Raw genomic sequence first — 20,028 nt, 5'->3', positions numbered from 1 at the left:
CGGGCATGAGCGCATCGGGCATGAGCGAATCCGGCAGGGGCGAGAAGGACGAGGACGCCTACGACTACGTCATCGTCGGCGGCGGCACCGCGGGCTGCGTGCTCGCCTCCCGCCTGAGCGAGGACCCGGAGTGCCGGGTGTGCGTGGTCGAGGGCGGACCCAGCGACGTCGGCGACGAGAACGTGCTGAAGCTGCGGAACTGGATCAATCTCCTCGACACCGGCTACGACTACGGCTATCCCACCGTCGAACAGCCCCGTGGCAACTCCCACATCCTGCACTCGCGGGCACGTGTGCTCGGCGGCTGCTCGTCCCACAACACCCTCATCAGCTTCCTGCCGTTCCCCCAGGACCTTCAGGAGTGGGTGCGCGCCGGCGCGGAGGGCTGGGACGCCGGGACGCTCCTTCCGTACCGGCAGCGGCTGCGGAACACCATCCGGCCCGTCGCCGAGAAGGACCGCAATCCAGTCGCGCACGACTTCGTCGGTGCCGCGGTCGACGCCCTCGACGTCCCCGTCGTCGACGACTTCAACGCGCAGCCCTTCACCGAGGGCGCGGGCTTCTTCTCCCTCGCCTACGACCCCGCCACCGGGTACCGGTCCTCTGCGTCCGTCGCCTATCTGCACCCCGTCATGGACCGGCCCAACCTGACGCTGAAGCTGGAGACCCGCGCGTACCGGCTGCTGCGGGACGGTGCGGGCCGCCTCACCCGCGTGCGGGTCAGGTACGCCGACGGCTCCGCCGGCACCGTACGGGCCGAGCGTGAACTGCTGCTGTGCGCGGGGTCGGTGGACACCCCGCGGCTGCTGATGCTCTCGGGCATCGGGCCCGCGGAGGACCTGCGCGAGCTCGGCATCGACGTGCTCGCGGACCTTCCCGGGGTGGGGGAGAACCTGCTGGACCACCCGGAGTCGGTGATCGTCTGGGAGACGGCCGGCCCGCTGCCGCCGAACTCGGCGATGGACTCAGACGCGGGTCTCTTCGTACGGCGCGACAGCCGCGAGCCCGGTCCCGACCTGATGTTCCACTTCTACCAGGTGCCGTTCACCGTCAACACCGAACGCCTGGGCCTCCCTTCGCCGCCGTACGGGGTGTGCATGACGCCCAACGTGCCCAAGTCCCGCTCACGCGGCCGCATCTGGCTGCGCAGCGCCGACCCGGACGAGAAACCCGCCCTGGACTTCCGCTACTTCACCGACCCCGAGGGCTACGACGAGCGCACCATCGTCGACGGCCTGCGCATCGCCCGGGAGGTGGCGGCCACCGGGCCGCTGCGCGACTGGCTCCTGCGGGAGTCCGCCCCGGGTCTCGACGTGACCTCCGACGAGGCTCTGTCCGAGTACGGGCGGCGCGCCGCGCACACCGTCTACCACCCGGCGGGCACCTGCCGGATGGGCCGCGCCGCCGACGACGGCGCCGTCGTCGATCCGTTGCTTCGGCTGCGCGGCGAGGAGGGCGTGCGGGTGGTGGACGCGTCGGTGTTTCCGAGCCTTCCGACCGTCAACCCGATGGTCACCGTGCTGCTCGTCGCCGAACGTGCCGCGGATCTGATCACCGGCCGTGCCGGACCGGGGACGACAGCGACATCTGCACGCGACGTGCTGGGAGAGGAACAGCGATGACGGACGCCCAAGGCCCCGCCGCGGCGGGCGGATCAGGGGGAGGCCGCGGCGGAGGCTCCGCGGGACACGGCGGCTCCGCGGGACACGGCGGCGACTCGGCCCCGCCCGGCGGCGAATCCGCGGGGCACGGCTCGGAGTTCCGCAAGGAGATGGGCCCGTGGGCGAACTTCGCGCTCGGCTTCACCTACCTCTCCCCCGTGGTCAGCACCTACACCCTTTTCGCCACGGCGCTGGCCACCGGCGGCCCGCCCATGATCTGGGCGTTCGTGCTCGCCGGCGCGGGCCAGTTCCTCGTCGCGCTCGTCTTCGGGGAGATCGTCGCGCAGTACCCCATCGCCGGCGGCGTCTACCCGTGGGCGCGGCGGCTGTGGGGCATCCGCTGGGCGTGGATGACCGGCTGGGTCTACATGTGGGCGCTGCTGGTGACGATCACCGCCGTCGCCTACGGCGCGGGCCCGTACATCGCGATCCTGTTCGGCTTCGAACCGTCCGTGCACACAACCGTGTTGTGCACCGTGGCCCTCATCCTCGTCGCCGCCCTCATCAACTACGCCGGTACGAAGGCCCTTTCGAAGGCGGCCGTCATCGGGTTCACCGCGGAACTCGTCGGCGCCCTCGTCGTCGGCATCTGGCTGCTGAGCACCCACCGCTTCCACGGGCTCGGCGTCATCTTCGACAACTTCGGTGCCGGGGGCGGCGAATCGTACTTCCCGGTCTTCCTCGCCGCGGCGATCATCGGCTTCTACCAGTACTACGGTTTCGAGGCGTGCGGCGACCTCGCCGAGGAGGTCGCCCGTCCGGGCATCGTCATTCCCAAGGCGATGCGCCGCACCGTGTACGTGGGCGGCGCCGCGGCGACGTTCACCTGTCTGACGCTGCTGCTGGCCGTCTCCGACTACCAGGCCGTGATCGACGGCGAGGACACCGACCCGGTGGTGCGTGTGCTCTTCGACGCGCTGGGCGAGTTCGGGGCGCGCATGGTGATGGCGGTCGTGCTGATCTCCTTCCTGTCGTGCACGGTCAGCCTCCAGGCCGCCGCCGGGCGTCTCATCTACTCCTACGCGCGCGACAAGATGATCGTCGGGCACCGGCTCCTGCGTTCGTTCTCGTACGCGCGCGCGGTGCCGCACCACGCGCTGCTGGTGGCCGCCGTCATCCCCACCGTGATCGCCTTCGGATCGCTGATCTCGGAGGACGCCCTCACCAAGATCGTCTCGTTCGCGATCCTCGGCATCTACGGCTCGTTCCAGATGGTCGTCCTCGCCGCGCTGCGCGCACGGCTGAAGGGCTGGCGGGCCACGGGGGAGTTCAAGCTCGGCCGCTGGGGGCTGCTCGTCAACGCCGGCGCCCTCGCCTACGGCATCTTCGCGATCATCAACATCTCGTGGGCGCGCAACCCGGACCAGTCCTGGTGGGAGAACTGGATCGTGCTGCTGTGCGGCGGCGTCGTCCTCGGCACGGGGCTGCTCTACATGTTCACCACGCACCACTACGGGCGGGGCGACGCCCCCGCCGGTGACGCGATTCCGAAGCGCTCCAAGGTGTGAACGGCGCCGCGCCGCAGGCCTGTGCGCACGCGGCTCGGCCTGCGGCCCTCTGCCGTGGTTCGGCGTCGCGCCGACCTCACCAGGGCACCGCGCCCTCCTCACCGAAGAACCCGCCGGTCGGTCCGTCCACGCCGAGAGTGGCAAGGCGCACCAGGACCGCGGCGCCTTGCGCGACCGTGAGGAACCCGGTGTGGTTGTTGCTGTCCGTGGCGACGAAGCCGGGAGCGACGGCGTTGACGAGGATGCCGTCCCTCCGCAGCTCGTTCGCGTACTGCACGGTCAGCGCGTTCAGCGCGGACTTGGACGGCGAGTACGCCGCCGACTGCGGAAGCGACGCCAGCGGGCCGTCCGTGGCACTGGCGAGAGTCAGCGACGCCGCATGGCTGCTGACGTTGACGATGTGCGCCGCCGACGACCGCCGCAGCAGTGGCAGCATGGCGTTGGTCACCGCGATGACCCCGAAGACGTTGGTCTCGAACACCGCCCGGACCATGTCCGGGTCGACGGAGCTGGGGACCTGGTCGTGTGCGTCTTCGGGCGAGACCTGACCGGAGCCGGTGATGCCGGCGTTGTTGATCAGCACGTCGAGGCGGCCGAATCGCTCCTCGACCTGCTTCGCCGCCTCGCGAACGGTGGCCGGGTCGGTGACGTCCAGGGTGACCGCGTGCGCGTCGCCGCCTGCGGCACGCAGCGCCGCCGCGGCCTCCTCGCCGCGCCGCGGGTCTCTGGCCCCGATCAGGACAGTCATGCCCAGACCGGCGAGATGTCCGGCAGCCCCACGGCCGATCCCCTTGTTCGCCCCGGTGACCAGCGCCACCTTCTGGTGTGTGCCCTGCTCGCTCATGACCTGCTCCTCGTGAAGTAGGGGGTGCCGTCCCCGGAACCGTCCTCGAACCGGGACGGGACAGCCCGGCCACCTGTGACATCCGGACGGGAGAGCCCGGAGCCCGGAGAGCCGGGAGAGAGAACCCGGGAGCGGGCCGTCCGGCGGCGGAGTCACCCGGACGGGAGCGGTCCGGCCGGGGCGGCGGCTCCCGGAGCCAGCCGTGCCGTCATCTCCGCCAGCCGCGCACGTGCCTGCGGGTCGTAGGCCTGCGGCTCGGCCCTGCTGTCGGCGAAGCGGTGGAAGTAGCGCCCGGTGACGCCCGCGAGCTCCGGGTCGTCGACGAGCCGCCGCACCGCCTTCACGCCGTCCTCCACGTCCGACTGCGGCGGAGCCGAGATCTCCCGCACCATGCCGGTGTCCATGAGCGAAGCCGGGTGCACGGCGTTGACGGTGACCAGGCCGGGTGCCACCTCGGCGGCGAGGTCGAACGTCGCCATGATCAGCGCGAGTTTGCTCCTGCAGTACGCGAGGATCCCCTCGTAGTCCCGGTGCGTCATCAGATCGCCGAAGTCCAGTGGCTCCTGCCCCGCGGATGCGACGTTGACGACGCGCGCCGGTGCCGAGCCCTTCAGGAGCGGCAGCAGCCCGCGGGTCAGCACAAGAGGCGCCAGGTAGTTCACGGCGAAGCGCAACTCCAGCCCCTGGGCGCTGACCTGGCGCCGTGAGCGGTCCGGGCCGCCGCCCACCGCCGCGTTGTTGACCAGCACGTCCAGCCGCCCGCCGCCCTCGGTGAGGGTCCCGGCCAGGTCGCGCACCTGCTCCAGATCGGCGAGGTCCGCCGCGTGGCCGCGCACGTCCGCTCCCGGAACTGCCGTGCGCAGGTCTTCGACTGCCTGCCCCACTCGTGTACGGTCCCGTCCGTGCAGCAGCAACGTGGCACCGTCCGCCGCCAGTTCGCGGGCGAGACGGTTGCCCATTCCCCGGGTGCTGCCGGTGACCAGGATTGTCCTGCCCTGCGGGGGGCGCTGATCCGTCTGCTGATCCGACTGCGGACTCATCTGCTTTCCTCCTTCTCTCCGGGCCGGCTGATCCGCGGACGCGGGTGAACTGACGTACGGGGACGATTCCGTGCAACCAAACGGGGCGTTGCGCTGTCCTTCGGGCAACGGACTTTTCTCACGGGGCGGCCGCCCGCACGCACACGGGCTCCGGCCGGCCCCGTCACGGACGATGGAGCTGCGAGTTGATGCGTGTATCCACCAGGGCCCGCCGGATCGGTGTTGCGGGGGTGGCGGCAGGAGCCGTTCTGGCCGCGGGACCCTTTGTCTACCCGGCGCAGGCGGCCGGCCCGTCCGGCGTCAGCGCCAAGGGCGCCTTCCTGCTGGACGCCTCGTCCGGTGAGGAGATGTGGGGCAAGAGCTCCGACACCAAGCGGCAGATGGCCAGCACCACGAAGGTGATGACGGCGGCGGTCGTGGTGAGCTCCGGCGCCGACCTCGACCGCAGGGTCACCGTCAAGAAGGCGTACCGCGACTATGTCGCCAAGTGGGGTGGCAGCACCGCCGACTTGAGGACGGGCGACAAGCTGACCCTGCGGCAGCTCCTGTACGGGCTGCTGCTCCCCTCCGGCTGCGACGCCGCGTACGCGCTGGCCGACGCCCTCGGGAAGGGCAGCTCCACGACCGCCCGCGCCAACTCCTTCATCGCGAAGATGAACGCCAAGGCCGACCAGCTCGGCATGAAGAACACCGAGTTCGACTCCTTCGACGGCATCTCGAAGAAGGGGCGCAACTACTCCACGGCGCGTGACATGGCCAAGCTCGGCAAGTACGCCCTGGGCAGCACGAACATCCGCAAGGTCGCGAAGTCGACGTCGACGAAGCAGAAGGCGACCAACGGCCGTACGTACACCTGGTACAACACCAACCAGCTGCTCGGCTCGTACCAGGGCGTCATCGGCATCAAGACCGGCACCGGCACGAAGGCCGGGCCGTGCCTCGTCTTCGCGGCGGAGCGCAACGGCCGCTCGATCGTGGGCGTGATCCTCAACAGCAGCAAGCGTTACCCGGACGCCAAGAAGATGCTGGACTGGTCGCTGCAGCAGAAGACGCCGAAGCTCGACCTCCGCTCGCTGCCGGAGGGCGCGGAGCGCGACTGACGCGGAAGCGGGCAGTGCGCGCGGCGCGCGCACTGCTCCGCCCCGCACCACGCGCGCCGTGCGCACGGCGCGCAGCGCGTGTACCGCCCGGGTGTGGCTGTCCGGCGACGGCCGCACCCGGGCGTTCGCGTGCCGGGCGTTCGCGTGCCGGGCGTTCGCGTGGGGTCCGCACGGGTGGCGGGTCGGGGTCATACGTGCCTCCGGTTGTGGGGGTGCGCTTCCGGGGGCCGGGTGCTGGGAGGCCGCGTGGGCGGGTGGTTGTCCTGTGAGGCGCGGTGCGAGGAGCGCAGGCGGGAGCCTCCGGCCGGGGTGGGCGCGGCCCGGCCGCCGTGCCCATGCCCGAAGGCGGGCCGGAGCCGGACCCCCAGGCACCCGGGGCCGGGCGGCCCCTGCGCGCCCGCATCGCGCCGCGCGCCCGCGCCGCGCGCCACCGCGCGCCCGCATCGCGCCGCGCGCCCGCACGGCGGTGGAACCGTCCCGGCCCCGCGGCCGTGACGCCCGGACGCCCCGACTCCCCGCCGGGGCCGGGCGGTTCAGCGTGCGGCAGGCGCATGCGCGGCCGTGTCGTGCTGCAGGACGACGATCACCAGGTCGTCGTTGATCGTCCCGGCCCACCGCGTGACGTCCGTGTTGATGAAGGAGACGACGTCCCCCGGTTCGGCTCCCCCGGCGCGTTCGCCCTCCCGGCCCGTGCGCCGGCCGCTTCCCGCGCCGTCGCCGTATCGGGCCGCCAGCCGCTGCCCCAGCGGGTAGAAGGCGCCGTCCCGGTTCCGCGCCTCGCTCACCCCGTCGGAGTACGCGACCAGTGCCTCGCCCTCCGCCAGCTCGTAGCTCTTCTCCCCCGTCGAATCCCCTGACGCGGTCACCGGCGTGAGGTCTCCGAAGCCGAGCGGCAGCGCGGGCTCCGGCTCCAGTGCGCACACCCCCTGCGGCCCGAAGATCCGGTACATCGGCGGATGCCCCCGGTTCAGCACCCGTACCAGCCCTCCACCCAGCGGGAACTCCAGCAGCACCGCCGTCGCGAACAGCTCCTGCGACCAGCTCTTCGGCATCCCCAGCGCGGGCGCGGCCTGCGAGACCCCCGCCTCCATGTCCTCCCGGTCCATGGCCATCGCCGCCTCCACGCGGGCGGCCACCTCCGAGAGCGTCGCGCACTGCGCCGCCGCCTCACGGAAGGCCGAGGTGATCGTCGCGACGCCCTCGGTCGCGCCGATGCCCTTGCCCCGTACGTCGCCGATCACCGCGCGCACCCCGTAAGGAGTGGAGCGGACGCTGTAGAGGTCCCCGCCGATCATGGCCGCCTCGTCGGCGGCGCGGTAGAGGCCCGCCAGACGCACCGGGCCCACCCGGTCCGGCAGCGGCCGGAGCAGCGCCCGCTGGGTCGCCTCCGCGACCGCGTTGACCTGGACGAGCTGGAGCGTCGTACGTTCGAGGATCATGGCCAGCAGCGTCGAGAAGCCCGTGACCAGCACAAGGGTGACGATCGGGCCGGTGACGTTGTCGGGATAGACCTCTTCCAGGGCCACGTGCAGGCCGAGGACCAGGGCGATCGAGAGCACGCCGATCACGAGGGTCGCGAGCGGCCGCGTCAGCAGCGCGGCGAGCACGACGGCGGCGGTCAGGAAGGAGGCGAACGAGTAGCGGGTGGGAGTCGACAACTCCAGTACGAGCGCCAGCACGATGAGCCCCGGCGGCAGGGCCTTCACCCAGCTCGGCAGCCATGCGGTTCGTTGTGCCCGGGTCACGCCTGTGCTGAGCACCTGGTTCGCGTTCCAGGCCCGCCGGGCGGTGTGGACGCCGGCCGGAACGCCCTTGCCCGTGCGGCCCGTGCTCCCCCGGCTGCCCCTGTCGCCTCTGCCGCTCGTGCCTCCCGTGTACCGCGTGCTCACGTGCGTCCGTTCCCTTCCACGGGGCGCGCGCCGGATGCCGCTCCTGCGCCGGCTTCTCCTCAGTCTCCGCCACGGACGCCGATCCGGCCCGGCGTCCCGGCTCCTGCCCGCCGTCCCGGCTCCGGCGGGCAGGCACGCCCGGCCGGGTCAGGCGAGGCGCGCCTCCACCTGCCCCTCCGCCTGCCGCGTCTCGAAGACCGGCTGCGGGGAAGTCGCCGGTCCGCCCACGTTCCAGCCGTCCGAGAGCCGGAAGACGCTGCCGTGCCAGGGGCAGCGGACACATCCGTCGCTGATCTCCCCCTGCGAAAGCGGCCCCGCCATGTGGCTGCACCGGTCCGCCAGCACGTGCACGGCGCCGCCGCCCTCCCGTACGACCAGGACCGGCGTCTCACCCACCGTCCGCCGCACGGCCTTGCCGACGGGGAAGTCCGAGGGTGCGCCCAGCGCGTGCCAGCCCGGCTCCGTACGTACGGGGATGTCCTCGGCGTGGTTGACGGCCGCGGCCTGCCGGTACGCGAGGTGGCCGCCGAGCGCTCCGCCGACGCCGACCGCCGCGAGCCCCGCGAATCCGAGGGCGCGCCCGCGCACGGAACGGCCCCGCAGCCGCGCGCCCAGCGAGGCCGTGTAGAGGACGACGGCGGTGGAGTTCGCGAGCGCGTGCACGAGACCGACGCGCATCTGCGGTTTGCGCAGCTCCGCCCAGTCGATCCACCCGGTCACGGCGGCGGGCACGGCGGCTCCGAGGCCCGTGGCGATCAGCAGCGCGGGCGCGTAGTGCCGCCGCTTGCCCGGGATCAGATCCAGCACGGCCGCGGACAGCCAGGTGCCGATCGGGATCTGGACCAGGGCGGGATGCACGGGGTGGCCGAGCCAGTGCCCGTGCAGTACGTCGCGGTCCTCGTCGCTGAGGGGCAGTGCGTGGACGGCCCGCTGGATTCCCTGCAGCGGGGGATCGAGGCGCGTGTCCTGCTCGGTCCTCTCGATGGCCGTCAGCAGCCGCCCCTGGCGCTGAGGGTCGGGCAGCACGGCGCGCAGGGCGCCGGCGCAGGCAAGGAGCTTCTGTGAATAGGACATACCGCCCGGTTCCCGTCACGCGGCGGGGCAAACGGCGCCACGGCGGGCTCGGCCCGCTGACCGGCCGGAGCTTCGGACCGTACCGCTCAAGTGGCCGACTGCGACGGCACCCCCCACCGTGGAGTGGTGAAGGAGCGACGGAGTCACAGCACGACGAGGCGGCGATACGAGAAGAGGTCACGGCGGCCCGCCGACTGGTACGGGGCGCCGTGGGGACCTGATGAAGAGGGCCGGCTCCGCATACCCACGGTGCGCCGCGTCGCGCTGTTGCTGCCCCTCATGCTGATCACCGCGGGCGCGGCCCTCGACCTGGTCACCGAGCGGGGCCTGCCCGGTTCGCCTCTGTTCACAGTCGCGCCGCTCGTGGCGGCACCCTTCACCTCGACACTCGTGACCGCGCTGACCGGCCTGGCCTCGGCTGGGGTGCTCGCCGTCGTGCTACTGATGGACGAGGTGACGTGGAGCGAGGACGACCTCACCAGGATCGTCACCGTCGTCATGGTCGGTCTCCTCGCCGTGGCCATCAACCGGCTCCTGCACCGGATGAACGCCGCTCTCACCTCCGCGAGGACCATCGCCCAGGTCGCTCAGCTCGCGGTGCTTCCCGTACCGCCGTCCCGTATCGGCGACCTGCAGATCGCGGCACGCTACGAGGCGGCGCAGAGCGGCGCCCACATCGGCGGGGACCTGTACGCCGTGCACGAGGTGCCGCAGGGCGTCCGGCTGATCGTCGGGGACGTGCGCGGCAAGGGGCTTCAAGCCGTACGGACCATGGCCGTGGTCGTGGGGACCTTCCGGGAGGCCGTCGAGCAGGAGGCCACCCTCGAAGGGGTCGCCAGGCGCCTCGACCGGGCCGTGCTCCGGGAGAAGCTGGGACGCAAGGGCACCGATGCCTATGAGGACTTCACCACGGCCGTGATCGCGGAGGTCCCGGTGGAGGACGCCGGCGTTCTGCGTCTGGTCAACCGCGCGCATCCGGCGCCGCTGCTCTTCCTCCCCGACGGCCGCGCGGGGCTGATCGATCCCGCGGAGCCGGCGCTGCCGCTGGGCGTGTCCGAACTCGGCGAATGGCCGGACCGCGCCGAGGAGATCCCCTTCCCGCCCGGCATGCAGATCCTCTTCTACACGGACGGGCTGTCCGAGGCGCGCGACAGGGCGGGTTCGTTCTACGAGCCGGGCGTACGGCTCTCCGGAATGGCCTTCAGCGGCCCCGAGGCCCTGCTCGACGAGGTACTGGAGGATGTCGCCAGGCATGCCCGGGGGGACATCAAGGACGACTTGGCGCTGGTGGCCGTGCAACGGGGCACCGGCCCGGACTGACGGCCTTTCACGGCGCGTTCACCCGTCACCCACAGCGATCCCAGGCACCATGCAGAGTGACCGGGTGTCCCAATTGGACCTTACTGTCCCGGAAGATGGAGCTCACGCAGCTACAAATCTCGCCGGAACCGCTTGGAATCCCGACCGCCGCTCTATTAACGTTCCATAACGCAGCGCGGTCGTCACTGCCGTCACGAGAGACGGCTCCGTGCGCCGTCGCCGAATCCTGAAAGTGCACCACCCCGAGCCACAACTCGATATCGCTGCACCAAGGGAACCGGGGAACCACCCCCTGCCGGCCAGTCCGGTGGGGATGGGGTGAATCGGACAAGTCCCGCCCACGGGCGGGCAGTTCGTAGGAGACCTTCCTGCTCCGAACCCGTCAGCTAACCCGGTAGGCGAGAAGGAAGGAAAGGAGAACGCCCCCGTGGCGTCCAACAGGCATGCCCCCGAGGGCACGTATGACCCGTACCTCGACGACGAAGAGTCCGGCAGATACGGCGACTACGGCTCCTACGGCGACGACGGCGCGCAACAGCAGTCCGGCCACTTCGGCTCGTACCAGTCGTACGTTTCGTACGAACAGGATGGCCGGTACGGCGGTTTCGACGGCTACGGCTCGCAGCTGACCGAGCCGTACGGCACGGACACCGCGTACGGCTTCGGCACCGACGGCGCTTACTCGACGCAGGAGTTCGCGGCCCCCGGCTTCGACTCACCCGGCTTCGACTCACCCGGCTACGGGACTTCCGCCTACGGCGCATCCGCCTACGAGACGCCGGAGTTCGGCACCTACGAGTTCAGCGACGGCGAAGTGCCGCCCGTTCCCGGCTCCTTCGTCCCTCTCCCCGGCGACCCTCCCTTCGAGGAGTGGAACCCGACCGAGGAGTCCGTACGCCCCGTACGCGGGCGCCACAAGCTCGCCAAGCAGCGCGGCGGCAGCATGGCCCGCAGCGGCGCCGTCCTCGGCGTCGGCATGATCGCGGCCGTCGGCGCGGGCGGCATGGCCACCGCGCAGGAGAAGCCCTCGGCGTCCATCTCCATGCCGGACGTCGCGGCGGCGGCCGACAAGGCCAAGGACCTGCCCGGCGTCAAGCTGCTCTCCGGCGGCTCCGAGGAGACCGTCGCCGGTCAGCCCCTCACGCAGGCGGCCCTGACCGAGAGCGACACCCAGGCCGGCCGTACGGACGCGGGCGAGGCTCTCCGCTCCCGCATCCTCGAACAGGCCCAGCAGCAGCAGTCGCAGGCCGAGGCCTCCGCACGCAACGCCGCCATCGACAAGGCAGCGGGCGCGGCGAAGGCGAAGGCCGCCAAGGCGCAGAACAAGGCCGAGGCCGCGGAGCGCCAGAAGGCCGAGGAAGCGCGCCTGGCCAAGCTCGCCAAGAGCTTCAAGCTTCCCGTCTCGGGCTACCAACTCACTTCCGGCTTCGGGGAGTCCGGCGGCCTGTGGTCCAACGGCCACACGGGCACGGACTTCGCTGCCTCCTCCGGCACGCCCATCAAGGCGGTCGGCTCCGGCACGATCAAGGAGGCCGGCTGGGCGGGATCGTACGGATACCGCACGATCCTGCAGCTGAACGACGGCACCGAACTGTGGTTCGCTCACCAGTCGTCCATGAACGTCTCGGCGGGCCAGAAGGTCCGCACGGGCGAGACCATCGGCCGCGTCGGCTCCACCGGCAACGTCACAGGTGCCCACCTGCACATGGAGGTCCACCCGGGCGGCGGCGGCCCCGCCATCGACCCGCTGGCATGGCTGCGCGGCAAGGGCCTCACTCCCTGACGCGGCCGCCGCAGGAAGGGCGGCCGCGCGGCCGGCCGCCCTCGCGCACCACGCCACCCCTTCGGGGCAACACCGCTGTGACGGCCGGGAGTTGAAGCCTCCGTCGCAGCACCCGTAACAAGTACATGTGCCGGCAGGCCAGTTCCGCACAGGCCCCGCGCTCGCACTCACAGCGGCACATCCGCCTCTCCCCGGGCGCACCGCCGTTTCCCACATCTGCACAGACGCACGACTGCCGACGCGATGACCTGTCGCGCCGCCGCCGCCTCGCACCGTCGAGGTGCGCTGGACCACGCACAACTCGCCCATGCCCCTCGGCGTATCAAGGAGGGGACGAGGCGGCGGCGGACGGGGGCCCCTCCTTCACGAGTACGGCCCTGCCTCCCATGCTCCGGCGGCCCTGGTGGACCACCCCCCGACACCAGGGCCGTCGGTCTTTTATCCGGTGCCGGTGAACGGCGCGGGGCGCTACGGTCGGTGCCATGTCCGATCCCGATTCCCCTGACGCGACCGGCGGGCTCGCCTCGCGCCGCCCCCTCGGCCGGCTCTCCGTCTCGCCGCTCTGCCTCGGCGGCAACGTCTTCGGCTGGACGGCCGGCGAATCCGTCTCCTTCGACGTCCTCGACGCCTACACCGCCGCCGGCGGCAACTTCATCGACACCGCCGACTCCTACTCGGGCGCCCGCCACGGCGTCGAGGGCGGCATGGACTCCGAGGCCGTCATCGGCAACTGGATGGCGGCGCGCGGCAACCGGGACGACCTCGTCATCGCCACGAAGGTCGGCGCACACCCCGACCGCAAGGGCCTGACCGCCGCCAACATCCACGCCGCCGCGGACGATTCGCTGCGCCGCCTGCGCACCGACCACATCGACCTCTACTACACGCACTTCGACGACGAGTCCGTGGAGGTCTCCGAGATCATCACCGCGCTCGACGAGCTCGTACGGGCTGGGAAGGTCCGCGAGACCGGCGCCTCCAACATCTCACCGGAACGGCTCGAAGCCTCCCTCGCCTTCAGCGCCGACGACGGTGCCGCGTCGTACGCCGCGCTCCAGCCGCACTACAACCTCGTCTCGCGCGACACCTACGAAGGTCCCCTGGCGGAGATCGCCGGCCGGCACGGGATCGCGGTCATGCCGTACTTCGCGCTGGCCATGGGCTTCCTCACCGGCAAGTACCGGCAGGACCGTACGGCGGAGAGCGTGCGCGCCGAGCGGGCGTCGAAGTACCTGGAGACGGAACGCGGCCGCCGCGTACTCGCGGCCCTCGACCAGATCTCCGAGACCCGCGGCGCCGCCCCGGCGACCATCGCCCTCGCCTGGCTGCTGACCCGCCCCACGGTCACCTCGCCGATCGCGAGCGCCCGCTCGCTGGAGCAGCTCACACCGCTGGTGGCCCTCGCCGACGTCCAGTTGACGGCGGAGGAGGCGAAGCTCCTGACGGAGGCATCGGCTTGAGGGGAGCCCGGCGCGAGCAGCCGCCGTGGGCGGCGAGCCTGCCCCGAGAAATCCGACGCGGCGACGGCACCGGTCAATGGCGGGGCGGAACTCGTCCGCGACCGGTGCCGCCCGTCCCTAGAATGCACGGATGGCCATCGAACTCGCGGAGTACGACCCTTCCTGGCCCGAACAGGGCGCCCGTGCCTGCGCGGAGCTGACCGACGCGATGCCCGGGCTGTTCCTGGAAGCCGAGCACGTGGGCAGCACCTCCGTGCCGGGCGTCACCGCGAAGCCGGTGATCGACATCATGGTGTCGGTCGCCGGGCTGGACGAAGTCACGGCCGAACGCGAAGCCGTACTGGAGCGGCTCGGCTACCGGCAGCAGTCCACCGGGATGCCCGGACGGCTGTTCTACCGGCGGGACGCGGACGCCGTGCGGCTCGGCCACAACCTGCACATCGTCACCGCCGAAACCTGGGACACGCGCAATGAGCGGCTGTTCCGCGACCACCTGCGGGCGCACCCGGAGACGGCGGCCGAGTACAGCGCCCTGAAGCGGCATGTCGTCCGTGAGGAGGACGACGGACTCGCCTACACCAAGCGCAAGACGGAGCTGATCCAACGCGTCGTCGACCGCGAGCGTGCCGCCCGCGGCCTGCCCCTGGTGCCGGTCTGGGAGGAGTGAGCCCGGCGGCCCGGCCCGCACACGCGGGCGGCCCCGACGGCCGGCGCTCAAGGGCCGGTGTTCCAACGCGGGCCGGTGACCGCGTCCCACGCCCAGACGTACTGCCGCGTGGGCTCGACCGTCATGCCGAAGTCGTAGAGCTCCGGGCTTTCCGCCGCGAGCCACCGGTCCCAGGCCGTCTCCAGCAGATCCACGAGCCGCAGCGGTCCGCCCTGGTGGACGGCCGTCCCGCCGCCCGCGGTCGCGGAGAGGGCGGCCCAGGACGAGACACCGTCGTGCAGCCAGGCGTTGACGCCGTCCTCGTCCACGGCCGTACGGAGCCGGACCTCGGGAAGGGCGACGCGCAGCGCGAACCGCAGATGCCAGTTGCTGTGGAGCGGGCTCGGGTCACGGTCGAAGACACCCTCGTGACCGGCCGGAGAAGTGCCCCGTACGTATGTGAAGTCCGGGGCGGCGCCGGTGCCTTGGGCGGGCATGAACTGAGCGAGACCCTGCATCCGGCCACTCGCGGACCCGCCGTCCTCCGAGACGGTGAGAGCGACATGGCCCAACCGGCCCCACGGTGTGACGATCCTGCCGCCGGGACGCGCCTGCTCCACCCACGCCCAGGGCACACGGTCGACCGCGTAGGTCGAGATCACCCGGTCGTACGGAGCCGCCTCCCGCCACCCCGCCCCGCCGTCGCCGGTACGGACGTGCACCTCGGCGCCGGTGCCCGACGCCGACAGCCTGGCTGCGGCCAGCTCCGCCAGCTCCGGGTCGACCTCGACGCTGGTCACCTGCCCCCCCGGCGCCCGCGCGCCAGGCGAGCAGCGCGGCGTTCCAGCCCGTGCCGGTGCCCAACTCAAGTACGTGATGGCCCGGTTCGGGGTCGAGGGCGTCGAGCATGTCCACCACGACGGCCTGGCACGACAGACTGGATGAGGCCGCCCCGCCCGAGGACACTGCCGTCACGGCGGCCTCGTCCGGGCTTCCGTACACCAGAGACGCCCACCGCTCCGCGTCCATGCCGCGCTCCACGGGCCCGTACGCCTGACCGTGCCACTGCCACAGCCGATCGGGTGCGAACTCGTGCCTGGGCAGAGCTTCAACGGCCTTGCGCAGCCAGACGGAATCGGCGGGCCAGTCACCCCGCCGATCCATGAACTCCGCCAACTCGTGCCGCCGCTCGGCGAACTCCGCCACGCTCGGGCCTACTTGTCTTTCCTGCGCCTGCCCGAACCCGATTCAGGCCTGGGTACCTGTCCGTCCGAGTTCCCCGGCGGCGGCTTGCCCTCCGACGGCTCCGGCGGTGGTTTCTCGTGCTTGGCCAAGGTGCTTCCCTCCGATGGTCGGTCGGATGGTGCCCACCTCGACAATGTTGCAGAGCAGAGGGCCAGTCGGGGAGAGACGCGCATACCCGTCAGGGGGTACGCGGGGCTCACAGGTCGGCGCATACCGTGCCCACGCAACCCTTGACCAGTGAGGGAGCAGGGCCTCGTCCCGGCCGGGGCCGGGAAAGCAGGCGGTCGGCACCAGCCGCCGCGACCGGCTAGTCGCCCGGGCCCGCAGCCGCCGACGGTACCTCGACGACGAAGAACAGGAAGCAGGTCTTGGTCGAGAGGTCGTGGAACCCGTCGGGGAACAGCTCGCGGGCGGCCGGGTCGGGCTGCGGCTCGCTGATGACGGAAAGACGGAAACCTGCGGTGGTGAAGGCATCGGTCATCGCGTGCAGCGGCTTGCGCCAGAACCTCAACGGGAAGGACTGCCCGTCGTACGTCCAGTGGAACGTATAGCTGGTGGTCGCGAAGTAGTCGGGCCGGGGCTCCTGGAACGTGTAGGCCACGAAAGGGTGTTCCACCGACGCGATCAGCCGGCCGCCCGGCCTGAGCACCCGCCGCAACTCGGCCAGCGTCGGCCCCCAGTCCTCCAGGTAGTGCAGCACCAGCGACGCGACCACGTCGTCGAACGCACCGTCGGCGAAGGGCAGCGGGTCGCTCAGGTCCCCCACGTGGAGGGCCGCGTCGTCACCGAGCCGCCGCCTTGCCAGCGCCACCATCCTGGCGCTGGCGTCGATGCCGGTGACGTCCGCGCCACGGTCCCGCAGTGCGGCGGACAGCGGACCCGAGCCGCAGCCCGCGTCCAGGATGCGACGGCCGGCCACGTCTCCGGCGAGTTCCAGCATCGCGGGCCGCTCGTAGTACGCGTTCACGAGATTGTTCTCGTTCTCCGCCGCGTACGCCTCGGCGAAACCGTCGTAGTCGTTCACCTGCGCGGGGCTCGCGGGCTCGGCGAGACCCTCGGGCACGTCCGTCAAGTGGTCCATCGCCGCAGCCTAGTAGTCACCTCACCCGCCGGTCAGAAAAACGAGCCGCGCAGCTCCGCGAGCCGCGCCAGGTCGTCCCGGACGGACTCCCGTTCCCCGTCCGGGAGTTGGACCGCGGCGGCCTCTTCCAGCAGGGGCGACCGCCCGTTCGTCGTCCCCGAGCCGTCCCGCGACGTCCGCGCGCAGCACTAGCAGACGCAACAGCTGCACACGCGTGGGCTCGTCCTCCAGCCGCAGGACCCTGTCGATGATCTTCGCCGCGCCCAGCGGGTCCTCGTGCGAGTCCGCGAAGAGCGCCGCGTTGTGCAGAGCGCGGGCGAAGGTCTCCTTGGGCGCGGGCCGGTGGTGCTGGTCCTGGCTCGTCTTCTTCCCGATGCGGATGCAGTTGCCGCCCGGGTCCGACATGAGGAACTGCCGCACGCCGTAAGACATGTCCTTCAGCGGTCCTATGCGCGGCAGCCCCCGGGTCGGGATCCTCCCGTACGCGGCCTTGAGCCCGGCGCGGAACTCCTCGTACAGCGTGTCCACGTCGTCGGTGAGTACGTAGCAGGTGCTGAAGGACTCTGTGGGCTCGTACTTCTTCATGCCGAAGAACTGGAGCTCGATGCCGCCTCGTTCCACGACCGCGAACGGGTTCGGGCTCTTCTGCTGGAAGGTCACCTCGAACCCGAGGGCCGTGTAGAAGTCCAGGACGGGCTGGATGAACTGGCACGGCAGGATGGGAATGGTCTTCTCGCTCATGCACCAGCACTCTAATCAAGTTTGAATAGAAGCACAGGCCTCGTGCGCGTCTGTGTTCCTGGTGGTCGTGACGGTCCTGGTGCTCGGACGCTCAGCGCTGCGGCTGCCCGTACGCGTGCTGCACCCCGAGCCGCACGACCAGGCGCCGGTCGGCCACCATCGCCGCCCGGTACTCGTCCCAGTCGGGATGCTCACCCTGGATCGCGCGGAAGACGTCGATCAGCTCCTCGACCGTCTCATCCTGCGGGTCGGCGGCGACCGGCGTCAGCTCCGCGTCGCCCTCGGCCACGGTCCAGGCCCAGCCGTCCTCGCTCCGTACGTGGAAGCTGGCGCGCGGATCGCGCAGCAGATTGCGCGTCTTGGCGCGGTCGGCGGTGACGGAGATCCGGATGAGCCGACGGGCCGAGTCGTAGGTGTAGTTGACGTTCGACAGCTGGGGCCGCCCGTCCCGCTTCAGCGTCACCAGCACGCCCAGCTTGTGCCCGGCGAGCAGCGCGAGCAGTTCCTCGTCCACGAGTCCTCGGCCTGTCCCTTCCGTCTTCCGTCTTCTCAGGTCAGATCTGTCCGCGCTTCACGGCGTCCACGAACGCGTACCAGCCGCCGGCGGGGAAGACGATCACGGCTCCGTCGCCGCCGGCACGCTTGCTGTCCCGCACGGGCATGAGGCCGGGCAGACCGCAGGCGACCTCGACGCAATTGCCGCCATCGCCGTTGCTGTAGCTGCTCTTGTGCCACTCGGCACCGCTCAGGTCGTTGCAGGTCATCATCTGGATTGTTCCCCTCTGAGGAGTTCAGACGGAGAAGCGTCCGACCTTGACGGCGGAGACGAACTCGCCCCAGTCGCAGGCTGAGAACAGAAGCACGGGACCGTCCGCCCATTTGCTGTCACGCACCGGTACTTCGCTGGGGATGTTGTCGGCGACTTCCACGCAGTTTCCGCCACTGCCGTTGCTGTAGGTGCTCTTGCGCCAACGGGCGCAGCTCAGATCAGTGTTCGTCGTCATTTCTGTAGTCCTCTGCCGCTGACTCGATCATGGCCAGGGACGCCCGAGGCGCCATTGCGGCGGCCCTGAGCAGATCGTACGACGCCATGTACTGCCTCACGAGTGCTGGATCATCGATGAGTTCACCGCTGTGCAGAGACTCTGTGTACGTCAGTGGCGGCGCTTCGGCAAACGACATAAGCGTGGCTGTGCCGATCATGAAAGGGTGTGCCCCGGCGTTCAACGGCAGAACTTGCGTAATGATCCGGTTGCGTCGCGCCAGCTCGGCAACGTGGTTGAGCTGCACGGCCATGTCCTGCGAACCCATGATTGGCTGTCGCAGCAGCGATTCGTGCAGAACTACCCACAGCTCCGGAGTCCTTGGGTCCTCGAAAACACTTGCTCGACTGAGTCGGGCGCTGACCTTGGCGTCGACGTCCTCAGCGAGTTCCAGTGGGTGGGTGGCGCGAACGACGGCCCGAGCATAGGCCTCCGTCTGCAACAGCCCAGGGAGCAGTGTCGGAGCCCACTCTCCGATGAACTGCGCCTTCTTCTCTTGCTCCACCACATCCGCGAAGTATTCGGCGTGACCGGCCCTCCGGGCCTTCCTCGCGTCCTCGCAGCGGCGCTCGAAGAAGCCGTCGGTGTCGAGGAGTTGATCGGCGTGACGCGCGAAATCGAGGGGCATACGACGCTCACCCATCTCGATCTGGCTCAGGAACGCCACGCTGTAGAAGCAGCCCTCCGCCAACTCCTGGAGCGTCAGCCCGGCGTTCTCCCGCTTCCAGCGCAACTCGGCCCCGTAGAACGCGGGCACACTCGCCGCCGCGTCGACGTCCTTACGTGGTGGCATGGTCGATGACCTCCGGATTCAGCACGGTTCACCGCAGAACCTGAACCCCTGTCACGTTACGCGTCCCGGCTCCACGCTGTGAGCAATACGTCACACAGAGCACGGAAGGCGCGACATGCAGACACCGGAGCAGATCCGGGAATCCGTCCGGGAGTGCGCGGACGAGCTTCGAGCCGTTCTCGCAGACCACGGCATCAAACTCCCATCCCTGGGCGTCGACTTGACCACGTACGCGAGCGAAGCCCCGTACCCGCTCGTCTCGCTGGGCAACTGCCGCCTCGACACGGCACGCAGGCTCGTCGCCGTACTCCAGGAAGCCCGGCGGACGGGGCCCACCGATGACCGGCACTGACCCCACTCCGTCCCTCGGGGAACCGGCGCGCCTCCACCTGTCCCGCCGTTGCTGCGTCACCCTGACGATCCCGCTCCTGGCCGAGCCGGAAGCCCTCTCGCCCGTACGCCACCGGATCGGCGCCTACTTCGAGCTCTGGGACCTCCCCGAACTCGCCGGCACCGCCCAGCTCTGCGTCAGCGAACTCCTCACGAACGCCATCACCCACATCGGCCCGGGCACCCCGGTCACCCTCCACGCCTCAATGGCAGGCCCCAACCCCCGCCTCTCCCTCACCGATCCGGTCCCGGACGCGATGCCCGCTCTCCAACGTGCCGACGACGACGCGGAGTCGGGCCGGGGGCTCGCCTTGCTGGATGCGCTGACGCATAGGTGGGGAGTGGACCGGGGGCGGCACAGCAAGACGGTGTGGTGTGAGCTACGACTTGAGCCTCCCTTCGGGAAGTAG

20 protein-coding genes, 1 pseudogene and 1 riboswitch are annotated in these 20,028 nt (G+C 70.8%); of the genes and pseudogenes, 10 read left to right on the top strand and 11 right to left on the bottom strand.

The annotated features are described in order from the left end of the window. The first annotated feature begins 20 nt into the window (after positions 1 to 20). Entirely contained in the window at positions 21 to 1,622 is a 1,602-nt protein-coding gene (locus AN215_RS10510; RefSeq protein ID WP_070012886.1) for a GMC family oxidoreductase, read from the top strand. After that, positions 1,619 to 3,169, top strand: coding sequence for an APC family permease (locus tag AN215_RS10505; RefSeq protein ID WP_079122876.1), 1,551 nt, complete (start codon positions 1,619 to 1,621; stop codon positions 3,167 to 3,169). The genes AN215_RS10510 and AN215_RS10505 overlap by 4 nt, the downstream gene beginning before the upstream one ends. Positions 3,170 to 3,245: 76 nt before the next feature. Here AN215_RS10505 and AN215_RS10500 read toward each other — a convergent pair whose 3' ends face one another. Both AN215_RS10500 and AN215_RS10495 read right to left on the bottom strand, forming a co-directional pair. Continuing rightward, entirely contained in the window at positions 3,246 to 4,013 is a 768-nt protein-coding gene (locus tag AN215_RS10500; protein WP_070012887.1) for an SDR family NAD(P)-dependent oxidoreductase, read from the bottom strand. 152 nt (positions 4,014 to 4,165) lie between these two features. Further along, positions 4,166 to 5,053, bottom strand: a complete 888-nt coding sequence (locus tag AN215_RS10495; RefSeq protein WP_070012888.1) for an SDR family NAD(P)-dependent oxidoreductase — start codon at positions 5,051 to 5,053, stop codon at positions 4,166 to 4,168. A 188-nt stretch (positions 5,054 to 5,241) separates the two neighbouring features. On the opposite strand from AN215_RS10495, the gene AN215_RS10490 reads away from it, so the two are divergent. Next, positions 5,242 to 6,153, top strand: a complete 912-nt coding sequence (locus AN215_RS10490; RefSeq protein ID WP_070012889.1) for a D-alanyl-D-alanine carboxypeptidase family protein — start codon at positions 5,242 to 5,244, stop codon at positions 6,151 to 6,153. Positions 6,154 to 6,686: 533 nt separating this feature from the next. Here the strand turns inward: AN215_RS10490 and AN215_RS10485 are convergent. Beyond that, on the bottom strand, positions 6,687 to 8,042 hold the full coding sequence (locus AN215_RS10485) for a PP2C family protein-serine/threonine phosphatase (protein ID WP_079122875.1): 1,356 nt from the start codon (positions 8,040 to 8,042) through the stop codon (positions 6,687 to 6,689). A 147-nt stretch (positions 8,043 to 8,189) separates the two neighbouring features. Continuing rightward, positions 8,190 to 9,116 carry a Rieske (2Fe-2S) protein gene (locus AN215_RS10480; protein ID WP_070012890.1) on the bottom strand — a complete coding sequence of 309 codons (927 nt, stop codon included), beginning with the start codon at positions 9,114 to 9,116 and terminating at the stop codon, positions 8,190 to 8,192. 126 nt (positions 9,117 to 9,242) lie between these two features. On the opposite strand from AN215_RS10480, the gene AN215_RS10475 reads away from it, so the two are divergent. The 4 genes from AN215_RS10475 to AN215_RS10460 all read left to right on the top strand — a co-directional run bounded on the left by AN215_RS10475 (position 9,243) and on the right by AN215_RS10460 (position 14,346). Beyond that, on the top strand, positions 9,243 to 10,436 hold the full coding sequence (locus AN215_RS10475; protein WP_245694385.1) for a PP2C family protein-serine/threonine phosphatase: 1,194 nt from the start codon (positions 9,243 to 9,245) through the stop codon (positions 10,434 to 10,436). A gap of 251 nt (positions 10,437 to 10,687) precedes the next feature. Next, positions 10,688 to 10,852, top strand: a riboswitch (cyclic di-AMP (ydaO/yuaA leader). 398 nt (positions 10,853 to 11,250) lie between these two features. Then, positions 11,251 to 12,219 (top strand): M23 family metallopeptidase, encoded by a 969-nt coding sequence (locus AN215_RS10470; protein ID WP_070013828.1) that lies wholly within the window; start codon positions 11,251 to 11,253, stop codon positions 12,217 to 12,219. Between the two features lie 482 nt (positions 12,220 to 12,701). Continuing rightward, the gene (locus AN215_RS10465) at positions 12,702 to 13,679 is read left to right on the top strand and encodes an aldo/keto reductase (RefSeq protein ID WP_070012891.1); all 978 of its coding nucleotides are present in this window, start codon (positions 12,702 to 12,704) and stop codon (positions 13,677 to 13,679) included. Positions 13,680 to 13,809: 130 nt separating this feature from the next. Further along, positions 13,810 to 14,346, top strand: a complete 537-nt coding sequence (locus AN215_RS10460) for a GrpB family protein (protein WP_070012892.1) — start codon at positions 13,810 to 13,812, stop codon at positions 14,344 to 14,346. 47 nt (positions 14,347 to 14,393) lie between these two features. Here the strand turns inward: AN215_RS10460 and AN215_RS10455 are convergent, their stop codons facing one another. Beyond that, positions 14,394 to 15,125, bottom strand: coding sequence for a methyltransferase domain-containing protein (locus tag AN215_RS10455; RefSeq protein WP_253186522.1), 732 nt, complete (start codon positions 15,123 to 15,125; stop codon positions 14,394 to 14,396). A 107-nt stretch (positions 15,126 to 15,232) separates the two neighbouring features. Here AN215_RS10455 and AN215_RS30305 point away from each other — a divergent pair, with 107 nt between their 5' ends. Beyond that, the gene (locus AN215_RS30305) at positions 15,233 to 15,382 is read left to right on the top strand and encodes a hypothetical protein (RefSeq protein ID WP_245694482.1); all 150 of its coding nucleotides are present in this window, start codon (positions 15,233 to 15,235) and stop codon (positions 15,380 to 15,382) included. Positions 15,383 to 15,877: 495 nt separating this feature from the next. On the opposite strand, the gene AN215_RS10450 is transcribed toward AN215_RS30305, so the two are convergent. The 6 genes and pseudogenes from AN215_RS10450 to AN215_RS10425 all read right to left on the bottom strand — a co-directional run bounded on the left by AN215_RS10450 (position 15,878) and on the right by AN215_RS10425 (position 19,228). Then, positions 15,878 to 16,651 (bottom strand): class I SAM-dependent methyltransferase, encoded by a 774-nt coding sequence (locus AN215_RS10450; RefSeq protein ID WP_070012893.1) that lies wholly within the window; start codon positions 16,649 to 16,651, stop codon positions 15,878 to 15,880. Positions 16,652 to 16,683: 32 nt separating this feature from the next. Then, positions 16,684 to 17,392: pseudogene (locus AN215_RS10445) on the bottom strand (bleomycin resistance protein). Positions 17,393 to 17,483: 91 nt separating this feature from the next. Next, positions 17,484 to 17,906: a PPOX class F420-dependent oxidoreductase gene (locus tag AN215_RS10440; RefSeq protein ID WP_070012894.1), complete on the bottom strand. Its 423-nt coding sequence runs from the start codon at positions 17,904 to 17,906 to the stop codon at positions 17,484 to 17,486. Between the two features lie 40 nt (positions 17,907 to 17,946). Then, positions 17,947 to 18,156 (bottom strand): DUF397 domain-containing protein, encoded by a 210-nt coding sequence (locus AN215_RS10435; RefSeq protein ID WP_420856215.1) that lies wholly within the window; start codon positions 18,154 to 18,156, stop codon positions 17,947 to 17,949. 27 nt (positions 18,157 to 18,183) lie between these two features. After that, the gene (locus tag AN215_RS10430) at positions 18,184 to 18,396 is read right to left on the bottom strand and encodes a DUF397 domain-containing protein (protein WP_070012896.1); all 213 of its coding nucleotides are present in this window, start codon (positions 18,394 to 18,396) and stop codon (positions 18,184 to 18,186) included. Further along, on the bottom strand, positions 18,380 to 19,228 hold the full coding sequence (locus AN215_RS10425; RefSeq protein WP_070012897.1) for a helix-turn-helix domain-containing protein: 849 nt from the start codon (positions 19,226 to 19,228) through the stop codon (positions 18,380 to 18,382). The genes AN215_RS10430 and AN215_RS10425 overlap by 17 nt, the downstream gene beginning before the upstream one ends. Before the next feature lie 115 nt (positions 19,229 to 19,343). On the opposite strand from AN215_RS10425, the gene AN215_RS10420 reads away from it, so the two are divergent. Further along, a complete protein-coding gene (locus tag AN215_RS10420; protein WP_070012898.1) occupies positions 19,344 to 19,580 on the top strand; it encodes a hypothetical protein in 237 nt (78 codons plus the stop codon). Beyond that, positions 19,567 to 20,028: an ATP-binding protein gene (locus tag AN215_RS10415; RefSeq protein WP_079122874.1), complete on the top strand. Its 462-nt coding sequence runs from the start codon at positions 19,567 to 19,569 to the stop codon at positions 20,026 to 20,028. Before AN215_RS10420 ends, AN215_RS10415 begins: the two co-directional genes overlap by 14 nt.

Source organism: Streptomyces abyssalis (genome assembly GCF_001751365.1).
Classification (GTDB): domain Bacteria; phylum Actinomycetota; class Actinomycetes; order Streptomycetales; family Streptomycetaceae; genus Streptomyces; species Streptomyces abyssalis.
Note: the sequence above shows the minus strand (reverse complement) of the source record. Positions and strands in the feature narration are given on the sequence as shown.